The organism is Actinomadura darangshiensis, assembly GCF_004349235.1.
Taxonomy (GTDB): domain Bacteria; phylum Actinomycetota; class Actinomycetes; order Streptosporangiales; family Streptosporangiaceae; genus Spirillospora; species Spirillospora darangshiensis.
On the sequence record NZ_SMKY01000287.1, the window covers coordinates 1 to 11,519 of the forward strand.

Here is an 11,519-nt window from a genome sequence, read left to right on the forward strand (position 1 = left end):
CCTCCACGCCTACACACTCCCCATCCCAGAACTGGCGACCCGCGTCCGCGCCGTCTTCGCCAACGTCCTGGCAACACGCGAAGGGCGACTCGCCGAACTCACGGTCGCGGCCATCCTCCTACAGGCCGCCGACCGCGACCCCGTCCACGCCGCTCTGGCCCCCCACGTCCGAGAACACGCGCAACGCCTGCTGGGGCACCAGCACGGCTTCTAGGGGCCCGGAGCGCAGCAGCGCGCCGCTGATCGGCGCCGAGGGCGAGTACGTTCCGGACGGGATCGCCGCCCCCGAGGGCACATTCGCCGGACGGGACTGGCACAGCAAGCCCGATGGGTGGTGCTGGTCCTGTAGGTGACCTCCGGCCGCAAAGGGGCCGAGCGCGACCGCGGGTCGAAACGCCGGGGCTACGCCCACAGCACCTCGGCCACGCTCGGCGACGACCTGACCATCCCCGAACCACTCGAAGGCGTCCTCCCGACCCGCGGCTTCTGAGCCGCACGTCCCGCCAATACACCTTCGGCGTCGCCCACGACGGCAAGCCAATCGTCCTCAGCGCTGGACGGCGGGGTGCCGTGCGGCTCAGGGCAAGGGGGTCCCTGGGCTGTCCATGTTCCAGGTGGTGGGCAGGGAGTTCCCGCAGACGGCGCAGACGTAGTTGTCGTCTTTGACGATGTTGCGTTGGCGGCATTGGCTACAGCGCCGGAACACGATCGGGTGGGTGAACTCAGGAGGATGGTCAAGGCCGGCTCGGTCGAGGGCGGCCGCTACGGCCGGCCAGGAGGACGGGTCAGGGCAGTAGCCGGTCGACTGGTTGCTGATCTCAGTGACCGTCCAGGTGCCGCGGCTTGAGGCGAAGCTGATCTCGCCCGCGCCCAGTACCGGTTCGCGGCCCGCGCAGGCGACGTGCTCGCTGCGTTGCGGTGCGAGGCGCAACGTCCCGGCGAGGTCGATGACGTAGGTGAAGGGCTCTTCTGGGTCCTGCGCGGTCTGCCGGGTCAGCCAGGCGGAGAGGTCGTCGTGCGAAGTGATCGGATGCCCGCGGCGGTCCGGCCGCGCCTGGTCGAAGATGTCGGCGGGGCCGACGTAGCGGTATTCGCGTGGGCCCAGGAGGTTCAGCGCCGCGGCGAAGGCCGAGAAGGTCGGTGTGACGGTGCGCCATGCGTATTGGCGCGGGTCGGTGAAGAGGTCGCTGGCGACCACGCGGGGATCGGACGTGCTGGTGCGATAGTCCAGAGCGATCGCAACGTCATCACCAGCATGCCGGTTGGTGGCGATAAGGAAGGCCAGATCGACGTCCAGCCAAGGCAATTCCACGGGGGCGGTGGCGGTCCTGCCCCGCTTGAGCCGGAACATTGTTGCGGCGGCCTCATCGTCTGTCAGTAGAAACCGTGACTCCCTGCGTATCTCGTCGTAGTCGATGAGGAAGTCCAGGGGGTCATCGAACCAAGGCATGATCTGGCGCAGCACGTCGTCGCCCGGATTCCGCCATTGCCCTGTCTCCAGCAATTTCACGAGGAGGGACGGTAATGCCAGTCCCCGAATGCGCGTGAGTTCTCCACTGGGCTCAGCGTCGGCGGCACGGTCCACGCGACCGATCCTGTCACGCCGGTCAGGTAGGGCGTCTGCGTAGTCCGGCGAGGGCCGCGTCGAGGATCGGCTGTCGGTACTGGGGGGTGCCGGGGATCTTCGCGATGGCGACGACCATGTCGAGGATCTGGTCGAGATCGAGTCCGGGGTCGATCTGGTGTGCGTCCTGGGCGGCGGTGAGCAGTGGCCGGCCGGCGGTGAGCATCCGGCCACGGGTGTCGAAGACGGGGTTGCTGGTGTCGGTGTGCTCGACCAGCGCGATGACGACCGGCCGCTTGGTGGTGACGTATTGGAAGAACCGGCGGAGCCAGGTCGCGAGGCGTTCCGCCGGGCTGTCGCCCTCGACTGTCGCGGCGGTGGCGCAGACCTCGTCGACCTCGTCGACCAGGAGTGCTTCCAGGAGTTCGTGGCGGCTCTCGAAGTTGCGGTACAGGGTCGCGGGGCTGACCCCGGATCTCCGGGCGACCTCGGCCATCGATGTCTCGGGCCCGGTCGCGGCGAAGGCGGCGCGGGCGGCGTCCATGATCCGCTGGCGGTTGCGGACCGCGTCGGCCCGCTTCGAGGGCGACGGCGGATGGTCGGTCATGCGGGCGTCCTTGCGTAAGTGAACAGGGTGTTCGTATTATCTGAACACCCTCTCCGTTTCTGCGGAGACTCTATCGCCTCGGTCCAAGGATCCACCATGAGCACGTCGAACGCCCCTGCCGACCGGCCCGGTCCGACGCCGCGTCCCGTCCACCGCCGGCTGGTGCTGGCGATCTGCTGCCTCAGCGTGGGCGTGACCGGCATCAACCTCACCATCGTCAACGTGGCGCTCCCGTCGATCAGCAGGGACCTGCACGCCTCGCTCAGCAGCCTGCAGTGGACGGTCTCGACCTACTCCCTGGTCATGGCCTGCCTGCTGATGCCGTCCGGCTCGATGGCCGACCGCTTCGGCCGCAAGCGGATCTTCCAGCTCGGGCTGGCGTTGTTCTCCCTCGGCTCCCTGCTGTGCGGCCTGGCACCCGGCGTGGGATGGCTGATCGCCTTCGTCGGCGTGCAGGCGGTGGGCGGCTCGATGCTCAACCCGGTCGCGATGTCGATCATCGTCAGCGTGTTCACCGACCGCGGCGAGAGAGCACGAGCGATCGGTGTGTGGGGATCGGCGATCGGGATCACCATGGCGGCCGGGCCCGTGCTCGGCGGCCTGCTGGTCAGCGGCACCGACTGGCGGTCGGTGTTCTGGATCAGCGTCCCGATCGGGATCGCCGCCTTCGCGCTCGCCCGCACGTTCGTCCCCGAGTCCAAGGCCACCCGGGCCCGCACGTTCGACCCGTTCGGCCAGGCGCTGATCGTCGTCCTGTTCGCCTCGATCATCGCCGCGACGATCGAGGGCCCCCGCCACGGCTGGGCGGACCCCTGGATCATCGGGCTCATCGCGCTCGCCGTCGTGGCCCTCATCGGGATCCTCATCATCGAACCGCGACGATCCGAGCCGCTGATCGACCTGCGGTACTTCCGCAGTCCTCCGTTCGCCGGCGCGAACCTGATCTCGCTGATGATGACGGCCGGCCTGGGCGGATTCCTGTTCCTCAACACCCTCTACCTCCAGGACATCCGCGGCTACAGTCCGCTGCACGCCGGAGTGATGATCATCCCGATGGCCGTGGGCCAGGCCGTCGCCGCCAACCTCTCCGGGCGACTCGTCGCCGCCCGAAGAGACCGCCTCCCCCTCACGCTGGGCGGTGCGCTCCTGGCCACCGGCGCCTTCCTCCTCGTCACCCTGACCGCGCACACCGACAACGTCCACCTACTGCTCGCCTACGCCGTCTTCGGCCTCGGCGCGGGCATGATCAGCCCGCCGGTCAGCCACACCGCCGTCTCCGGAATGCCACTCGACCAGGTCGGCGTCGCCGGAGCGCTCGCCGCCAGCGCCCGCCAGTTCGGCAGCGCCATCGGCGTCGCCGTCACCGGCTCGATCGTGGCCACCACCAACGCCGGGTTCGTCCGCTCAAGCCACCCCGCCTGGGTCGTCATCGGAGGCTGCGGCCTCGCCGTGCTCGCCCTCGGCGTCACCTCCACCAGCAACTGGGCCAAGGCCGCCGCCACCCGCAACGGCCAACGCCTCGCCACCACCCCGATCCCCGGGCGGGTCAGCCGGGGGCCTTGCGGCTGAGGTGCTCCCAGGTGCGGTATTCGGCCGTGCGGGCCTCGTCCATCTGCTGGACGAGGTCGTAGGACGCGCTGCCGACGATCAGGCGCAGCGGCGGGTCCGGCAGGTCGACCAGTTCCGTGAGCACTGGGGCCGCCGTGTCCGGGGACGGGCCGGCGTCCTCGCCCCACATCTCGGCCAGTTGGGTGCGCAGCGGCTCGTACTCGGGGAGCGGTTCGGTCGTGGTGGTGCCGCGCGTGAACAGGTCGGTGCCATACCCGCCCGGCTGGACGATCGTCACCTTGATCCCGAACGGGGCCACCTCCATGGCGAGGGCCTGGCTCAGCGAGTCGAGCGCCGATTTGCTCGCGGCGTAGAAGCCGGCGGACGCGAACCCGCCGCCCGTCCCCATCGTCGTGACCTGCAGGATGTGGCCTGAGCCCTGTGCGCGCAGATGCGGCACGACGGCCTGCGCCACCCAGACGGCCCCGAAGAAGTTGACGTCGAACTGGGCGCGGATCTGCTCCTCGCTCGCCTCCTCGACCATGCCGAGCAGCATCGCGCCGGCGTTGTTGACCACGACGTCGAGGCGTCCGAACGCCGCCCATGCCTCGTCCACCGCCTTCTGGACCGAGGCGCGGTCGGTGACGTCCAGCGTCAGCCGTACGAGACGGTCCGGGTGCGTGGTGGCTAGATCGGCGAGTGGGGTGAGGTCGCGTGCGGCGGCCACGACCCGGTCGCCGGCGTTGAGCGCCGCCTCGGTGAACGCCCTGCCCAGGCCCCTCGACGCGCCGGTGATGAACCAGACTCGGCCGGTTGTCATGTGTGGCTCCTTAGATGAGACGATACGGTCCGTCTCGTTAGGTGGAGTATGCGTGAGGCCGTGCCCTGTGTCAAGACGGACCGTCTCGTCTCGTTTGGTGTTATGCTCCCCGACGTGTCCGATCCCAGAAAGCCGAACCCCGCGCGGCGCAGTGAGCGGTCGCGGCGGGCTGTCCTCGGTGCCGCGCGCGAGCTGGTCTCCGAGGTCGGGTACGCCAAGGTGTCGATCGAGGCCATCGCGGCCCGCGCGGGCGTGGGCAAGCAGACGATCTACCGCTGGTGGCCGTCCAAGGGCGCGGTCATCTTCGACTCGTTCCTGGAGCTCAGCGAGGGCGAGGGCGAGGAGGGCATCCGGCTGCCCGACACCGGCGACTTGGGGGCCGATCTCAAGGCCGTCATGCGGGCGACCGTCGCCGAGTTCGCCGACCCGGCGTTCGAGGCGCCCATCAGGGCGCTCAATTTGGAGATCATCGCCGATCCCGCACTGGCGGACGCCTACCGCGAGAAGCTGGCCGGGCCCGTCGACGAGGCCAAGAAGGAACGGCTGCGCAGTGCCCAGCGGGCGGGCCAGCTGGCCGCGGACGCCGACCTCGACCTGGTACTAGAGGTGCTGTACGCCCCGCTCTACCAACGCTGGCTGCACCGGGCCGGCCCGCTGACACCGCAGTACGCGGACGCGCTGGTCGCGACCGTCCTCCGAGCCTTCGCGCCCTGAGCTCACTGGGCGGGGTCGAGGGTGGCCAGGGCCTTGTCCAGGGCTTCGGGGAGATTCAGGGCCGGGTCGTCCGACCAGCGGAGCATCAGGTCGAGCATGATGCCGAAGGCCGCGCCGGTCAGGGTGCGGACGTCGTCCTCGGGGCGGCCGGTCCGGTCGGCGAGGATGACGGTCACGGTGCGCATGGTGTCGATGAAGTTGCCGAAGGCCACGCCGCGGAGCGCCGGGACGGACAGGATCAGGACGGTCCGGTCGTGCCCCGCGGCCAGGTCATCCGGCGTGAAGGAGCCGAGGACGTCGCGCAGCGCGGCGCGGAGGGCCTGGAGCGGGGTCAGGTCCGGCGGCTGCGCCCGCAGCGACGCGAAGACCAGCGGGTCGGCCTCGTCGCTGATGACCAGGTCTTCCTTGGTGGGGAAGTAGCGGAAGACGGTGGTGTGGGCGACCTCGGCGGCCTGCGCGACCTGCTCGACGGTGGTCGCCTCGTAGCCGCGTTCGCGGAACAGGCGCAGGGCCTCCTTCTGGATCGCGGCCCGGGTCCTCGCCTTCTTCAGCTCCCGCAGGCCCTGCTTCGGCGCCATCACCCCACCTTTGGCTCAGTCCGAGAGGGAGCCTACCGGCGTCCGGTCGCGGAGGCCGTCGCCCTCGACGTCCACGTGCGGGAGGACGCGGCCGAGGCGGGTGGGGAGCCACCAGCCGGCGCGTCCGAGCAGCGCCATCACGGCCGGGACGATCGTCAGGCGGACGAGGAACGCGTCGAAGAGCACGGCGGCGGCGAGGGCGAAGCCGAACGACTGCACCATCGGGGTCGCCGACAGCAGGAACCCCGCGAACACGCTGATCATGATGATGGCGGCGGCGGTGACGACGCGGGCGCCGTGCGCGAGGCCGGCGACGGCGGCGTCGGTGGGGGCGGCGCCGCGGACGTGCTCCTCGCGCATCCGGGTGACGAGGAAGACCTGGTAGTCCATGGCCAGCCCGAACACCATGCCGATCAGCATGACCGGCAGCAGGTTCACGATGACGCCGGACGAGTGGACGCCGAGCGGGCCGTTCAGCCACCCCCACTGGAACACGGCGACGACCGCTCCGAACGTGGCCGCGACGCTGAGCAGGAAGCCGAGCGTCGCCTTCAGCGGCACCAGGATCGACCGGAACACGACGGTGAGCAGGAGGAACGCTAGGCCGACGACGACCGCGAGGTAGGGGACGAGCGCGCCCGCGAGCTTCTCGGACGTGTCGATGTCGATCGCGGTCTGCCCGGTCACCGCGACCGTGAGGCCGTCGCGGGCGCGGAAGCGGTCGCGGATCGTGTGGATGAGGTCCTCGGTGGCTTCGCTGGTGGGGCCGCTTCCGGGGACGACGCTGACCAGTGCCGTGTCGCCGGCCGGGTTGAGGACGGGTGGCGCGACAGCGGCGACGCCGTCCAGGGGCTTGACCTCGTGCGCGACGCGTTCCGCGGCGGCCAACGCGTCGCGGGGAGCCTGGACGACGAGGGTCAGGGGGCCGTTGATTCCGGGGCCGAAACCCTTTGCGAGCAGGTCGTATGCCTGGCGCTGGGTCGTCTCGGGCGGGGCGGTGCCGTCGTCGGGGAGCCCGAGCCGGAGTCCGAGCGCGGGAGTCGCCGCGACGAGCAGCCCGGCGATGGCCAGCAGCAGCACCATGACGGGATGGGACGTGACGAGCCGCCCCCAGCGGTGTCCCCACGAGGCGGAGGGACGGCGTCGCGCCAGGGCCCGGCGGCCCGCGAATCCGAGCAGCGCGGGCAGGAGCGTCAGCGCGACGAGCACCGCGACGGTCACGGTGAACGCGGCGGCCAGGCCGAGCTGGGTGAGGACGGGGATGTCCACGACCGCGAGTCCGGCCAGCGCGATGACGACCGTCAGGCCGGCGAACACGACGGCGGATCCGGCGGTGCCCGCCGCCCGCCCGGCCGCGTCGGCGGGCTCGCGTCCGTCCAGGACCTCCTGGCGGTAGCGGGAGATGACGAACAGGGCGTAGTCGATCGCGACGGCGAGGCCGAGCATGAGCGCGAGGGCCGGGGTGTCGGAGTTGAGCTCGGTGAACGCGGACATCGCGGTGATCACCGACACGCCGATGCCGATCCCGGTGGCGGCCGTGAGCAGCGGCAGCCCGGCGGCCACGACGGACCCGAGCGCGACGAGCAGGACGATCGCCGCGGCCGCGACGCCGAGCAGTTCCCCGGCGCCCTCGCCGGGCGGCGCCACCGCGTCGCCGCTCAGCTCCACGCGCACGCCGGGGACGGTGGCCGCCTCATGGAGCGCCTCCCGGTCGGCGTCGGTCAGTTCGTAGGCGGGGACGCGGTAGGCGATCTCGGCGAAGGCGGTCCGGCCGTCCGGCGAGACGGCGGCGTAGGGGTCGCCGACCTCGGCGACCTCCGGTGCCGCCTTGATGCGGGCGGCGGCCTGCCCGACGGCGGCCCGGGTCTCGGGGGCGGTGAGCGACGGCCCGGCGAACACGATCCGCGCGGCCGCCCCGCCCGCCGCCGGGAACCGCGACTCGACCAGGTCGTTCGCCCGCTGCGCCTCGGTGCCCGGGACGGAGAACGTGTCCGGCGCCGGTTCCGACAGGACGGCCGCGCCCGACACGGCGGCCACGAGCAGGCCCGTCCACAGCAGGACGACGAGCTGGCGCCGCCGGAAGCAGAACCGGCCCAGCCGGGCCAGCAGTACCGCCATGACACTCACTCCCTTTCGCTATGACGATAGGAAGTGTTAGTCAAATAGCGTAATCTGTCAACGTCCTGGAAACGCGAACGTGCCGCCGTCCGCGTGGGCGCGGAGGGCGGCACGTAGGCGCGCGGCCATGTCAGCGGCCGGGCGCGGCCCAGGGTTACACGGTGGTGTAGCGGGCGGTCTCCGCGTCGGCCTCGACGCGGCGCAGGCCCGCGTTCTCCAGGACGCGCGCGGACGCCGGGTTGGCCAGTTCCACGGTCGCGACGACCGCCTCGACGCCCGGTGCCGTCAGGGCGAACGCCACGATGGCGCGGGCGGCCTCGGTGGCGTAGCCGCGACCCCGGCGGGACTCGACGACGCCGTAGCCGAACTCGACGCGGCCGTCGCCGGGCGGCCAGAACAGGCCGATGGCGCCGGCCACCAGGCCGGTGGACCGCTCGATGATCTGCCGCTGGCCGAACGCGCCCAGCGCGGACGGGTTCTCGGCGATGAAGCCCGCGATGACGCGGTCGCCCTCGGTGGGGAAGTCGTCCGCCCAGTGGGGCCGGCGGTCGCCGGAGAGTACGGCGGTGACCTCGGCGGACGTCCACGGGCGCAGGACGAGGCGATCGGTGGTCAGATCGGATGATGAAGACACGTGAAGCTCCTGGTCGTGCTGGACGACCGGGCCGCGCTCAGACCGATGCGGCCCGGACAAGGGCATGCTGACGAAGGGCCTCGCGGGCCATATTCATCAACCTCCCTTGTCGCAGGAACCCGTGCAGGCTACTACGACGGGATGTAGGGCGGCGCCACGCCCCAGCCCCAGTGCGGCATCGGGGCTTCGAGGGGCGGCTTCGCGCCGGGCTGGGAGTTTTCGAGGGCGATGCGGGTGCCCCACTCGATGTAGGACGTGAAGGCGGCGCGGAATTCGGGGTCGCCGGGGAGGCCGACCTCGTCCGCCGCGTCCATCAGCAGCGTGACCCAGCGGCGGCGCTGCGCCTCGCTGATGCCCTTCCCCAGGTGCTGGCGCACCATGTGGTGGTAGCCGCCGCGCTCCCCGCTGTAGCGCTCGGGGCCGCGGAACACCTCGCCGAGCCAGGCCGCGACCCAGTGCGGATGGTCCGGCGGCATGTGCTCGAAGAGGGGGCGCAGCAGGTCGTCCTTGAGGACGTGCCCGTAGAAGACCTCGGTGAGGCGTTCGAGCGCCTCGCCGCCGCCCGCCCAGTCGTACATGGTCGGGACGGACGAGCCGGCGCCCCGCACCGGCGTCCGCTCGTAGTGCCGCATCTCCTCGATCCGCTGCACGTACGGCTTGATCTCGGCGAAGAACGCCGGGAAGTACTCGCCGCCCCGGAACCCCTGCATGTGGTCGTCGGCGGACGTCCAGCCGATCCGCAGGATGTAGGACGACGGCTCGTCGACGCACCTCGACAGTTCGTAGTCGACGCACTGGGGCGCGGCGGCGAGAGGAACGGAGGCCCGCGCGTAGGCGGCCTCGAACGCCTCCGCGTCCTGCGGGTCGATGCGGTAGCGGATGTACTCGACGATCATGGCGCCCCCAGGATGCGACCGGTCGGGTAATCACTGTAATCCTGTAATCACCCGACCGGAAGCCCGGAGATCAATCCTGGTGGGGAGTCCGGCGGAACCAGGCAATGGCGCCCGCCGCGATCGCCAGGACCAGCACGATCAGGCCGATCCAGAGCCAGCCCGACGAACCGCCCTCCGACGAGGCGGCCTTCGTCGCGGACGGTGCCGGGGCTGCGGGCTGCGCGGCGCCCGACGACCCCTTCACGGTGAAGGTGTAGCTGCCCTCCACCGGGTGGCCGTCCGAGGCCACGACGCGCCAGCCCACCGTGTACTTCCCGTTGGGCAGCGCACCGACCGCCTGCGTGACCTTGTTGTCGACCGCCTGGGCCGTCCCCGCCTGGTACGGCTTCCGCGACCCGTCGGTCACGACCACGCGCGGCAGCCGGACCGGGTCCGCATAGGTCAGGACGATCTGGGACGGTGCCGCGACCGCCGAGTCCTTGGCCGGGTTCGCCGCCGTCAGCGTGGTGTGCGCCGACGCCGGGGCCGCCGTCAGGGCGAGGGCCGCCGCGACGGCCGCGACACCGGCGGCGGCCCGGAGCGCTGCCCGGGTCATGCCCGGCTCCGCGCCCGGGTCAGGCCGTACGCGCCGACCGCGATGCCGATCACGCCGACGGCGATGCCGATGCCGCCGAGGAGCCGCGCCGTCCCGTCGTCGGACGAGGCGGTCGACGTCGCGGCGGCCGGCTTCACGTCGGCGGTCAGCCCGGCCTGCGCCGTGCTGCCCTCCGGGAGGAGCTTCAGCACCGGCGACGGGTGCTCCGGCTCGGCGGCGCCCTCGGCGGGAGCCTCCTCCCACTTGACGACCTCGCCGCCCGAGTACGTCTGGTCGGCCTTGAACACGAGCTGGTCGGTGTCGGTCGGCAGCGGGCCCATCGAGACGTCGAACTCCTGGAACTGGCCGGGCTCGACCTTCCCGCCGGTCCAGGTGATCGTGGTGACGGCCTCGGTCAGCTCGCCGCCGTCGGTCTTGACCGGCTTCGGCAGCTTGGACTTCTCCGCCTTCGCCGTCCAGCCCGGCACCGGCCGGACCGACACCGAGGCGAGGGGGTGGTCGACCGGCAGATGCACGACGATCTTGGTGGTGGACGCGTCGTCGCGCTCGTTCGGCACCCGGAACGAGACCTTGGCGTAGGAGCCCTTTTCGGCGGTCTTGGGGTTGACGGTGACGTGCGCGGACGCGGCCGTCGCCAGCCCGATCACGGACACGGCGGCGAGCGACGCGATGGCGCCGGCCCGGCGCGCGCGCAGCAGGAATGGCATGGAAGAACTCCGTTCGAGTCGTACGAGAAGAACCGGATGCGCCGGGAATCGGCGTCCGGTTGCGTACGGCGCCCGGCTCAGGAGTGAGCGAGCGCCCTCGAACGCGGCGGAGGACCCCGCCGGACGACCTGGTACCGCAACACCCGGCCGATGGGCATGATCGCGGCCGTCTCCGGCACCGTCCGGCAGGGACGCGACGCAGGCCCGGCGGGTTCGACGGCGGATAGTGCCAGCAGCAGCCGGGCCGGGCGGTCGGCCGCCGCGGCGATCCGGCGGGCGAGCGACCACGTGGCTTGCTCCCCGCGCCGCAGCCACCAGGCGGCGACCAGCGCGGCCACGCAGTGCGCGAGCGTCATCGCGAGCCCGTTGCCGCCGCCGTGCCCCGCCGGTGCCGCGAAATGCTCGTGCATGCCGCCCGCCATACCGTCCGTCATACCGTCCGTCATGGCGGCGTGCATCGCGGGCGGGTGGTGCCGCACCGGATCGATCGCGGCCGTGAACAGCGTGTGCAGGGCGAACTGCCCGCCGAGGAGGCCGCCAAGGATCGTGGCGAGGGAGCGCTCATGGCCCGCCAGCATCAGCGTCACGCCGAGCACCGCGGCGAAGCCGGTCATCGCCGCCCACGCCGGAACCGCCGTCCCGCCCGCGAGGACGTGCCCGAGGGTCGCCAGCGTGACGCACACGGTGGCGAAAACCACCGCGCGTGCGGTGCGGAACAGCGGGTGCGGGGCCATGACG

At 71.6% G+C, this 11,519-nt stretch carries 13 protein-coding genes and 1 pseudogene; 4 read left to right on the plus strand and 10 right to left on the minus strand.

What is annotated here, in order from left to right:
• Positions 1 to 214 (plus strand): annotated as a pseudogene (locus E1293_RS48010) (phosphotransferase); the annotation flags it as partial.
• A gap of 135 nt (positions 215 to 349) precedes the next feature.
• Entirely contained in the window at positions 350 to 490 is a 141-nt protein-coding gene (locus E1293_RS48015) for a hypothetical protein (RefSeq protein ID WP_165978568.1), read from the plus strand.
• A gap of 87 nt (positions 491 to 577) precedes the next feature.
• Here the strand turns inward: E1293_RS48015 and E1293_RS49840 are convergent, their stop codons facing one another.
• Together E1293_RS49840 and E1293_RS38005 are read right to left on the minus strand one after the other, a co-directional pair.
• On the minus strand, positions 578 to 1,510 hold the full coding sequence (locus E1293_RS49840; protein ID WP_243717171.1) for a hypothetical protein: 933 nt from the start codon (positions 1,508 to 1,510) through the stop codon (positions 578 to 580).
• Between the two features lie 97 nt (positions 1,511 to 1,607).
• The gene (locus E1293_RS38005) at positions 1,608 to 2,171 is read right to left on the minus strand and encodes a TetR/AcrR family transcriptional regulator (RefSeq protein WP_132203469.1); all 564 of its coding nucleotides are present in this window, start codon (positions 2,169 to 2,171) and stop codon (positions 1,608 to 1,610) included.
• Positions 2,172 to 2,267: 96 nt separating this feature from the next.
• Between E1293_RS38005 and E1293_RS38010 the strand changes: the two genes are divergently transcribed.
• On the plus strand, positions 2,268 to 3,740 hold the full coding sequence (locus tag E1293_RS38010; RefSeq protein WP_132203470.1) for an MFS transporter: 1,473 nt from the start codon (positions 2,268 to 2,270) through the stop codon (positions 3,738 to 3,740).
• Here the strand turns inward: E1293_RS38010 and E1293_RS38015 are convergent.
• Positions 3,718 to 4,539, minus strand: coding sequence for an SDR family NAD(P)-dependent oxidoreductase (locus E1293_RS38015; RefSeq protein ID WP_132203471.1), 822 nt, complete (start codon positions 4,537 to 4,539; stop codon positions 3,718 to 3,720). The two genes, E1293_RS38010 and E1293_RS38015, sit on opposite strands and share 23 nt — an antisense overlap.
• Positions 4,540 to 4,653: 114 nt before the next feature.
• Here E1293_RS38015 and E1293_RS38020 point away from each other — a divergent pair, with 114 nt between their 5' ends.
• The gene (locus E1293_RS38020) at positions 4,654 to 5,253 is read left to right on the plus strand and encodes a TetR/AcrR family transcriptional regulator (RefSeq protein ID WP_243717175.1); all 600 of its coding nucleotides are present in this window, start codon (positions 4,654 to 4,656) and stop codon (positions 5,251 to 5,253) included.
• 2 nt (positions 5,254 to 5,255) lie between these two features.
• On the opposite strand, the gene E1293_RS38025 is transcribed toward E1293_RS38020, so the two are convergent.
• The 7 genes from E1293_RS38025 to E1293_RS38055 form a co-directional block, all read right to left on the minus strand.
• On the minus strand, positions 5,256 to 5,831 hold the full coding sequence (locus E1293_RS38025; protein ID WP_132203473.1) for a TetR/AcrR family transcriptional regulator: 576 nt from the start codon (positions 5,829 to 5,831) through the stop codon (positions 5,256 to 5,258).
• A 15-nt stretch (positions 5,832 to 5,846) separates the two neighbouring features.
• Positions 5,847 to 7,949 carry an MMPL family transporter gene (locus E1293_RS38030; RefSeq protein ID WP_132203474.1) on the minus strand — a complete coding sequence of 701 codons (2,103 nt, stop codon included), beginning with the start codon at positions 7,947 to 7,949 and terminating at the stop codon, positions 5,847 to 5,849.
• 154 nt (positions 7,950 to 8,103) lie between these two features.
• Positions 8,104 to 8,583: a GNAT family N-acetyltransferase gene (locus tag E1293_RS38035; RefSeq protein WP_243717177.1), complete on the minus strand. Its 480-nt coding sequence runs from the start codon at positions 8,581 to 8,583 to the stop codon at positions 8,104 to 8,106.
• A 131-nt stretch (positions 8,584 to 8,714) separates the two neighbouring features.
• Complete coding sequence (locus E1293_RS38040) at positions 8,715 to 9,479, minus strand: group II truncated hemoglobin (protein WP_132203476.1); 765 nt, start codon at positions 9,477 to 9,479, stop codon at positions 8,715 to 8,717.
• A gap of 70 nt (positions 9,480 to 9,549) precedes the next feature.
• Complete coding sequence (locus tag E1293_RS38045; protein WP_132203477.1) at positions 9,550 to 10,074, minus strand: copper resistance CopC family protein; 525 nt, start codon at positions 10,072 to 10,074, stop codon at positions 9,550 to 9,552.
• Positions 10,071 to 10,781 (minus strand): YcnI family copper-binding membrane protein, encoded by a 711-nt coding sequence (locus tag E1293_RS38050; protein WP_132203478.1) that lies wholly within the window; start codon positions 10,779 to 10,781, stop codon positions 10,071 to 10,073. The genes E1293_RS38045 and E1293_RS38050 overlap by 4 nt, the downstream gene beginning before the upstream one ends.
• A 77-nt stretch (positions 10,782 to 10,858) precedes the next feature.
• On the minus strand, positions 10,859 to 11,519 hold a 661-nt coding region (locus E1293_RS38055; protein ID WP_207939332.1), incomplete at its 5' end, for a hypothetical protein.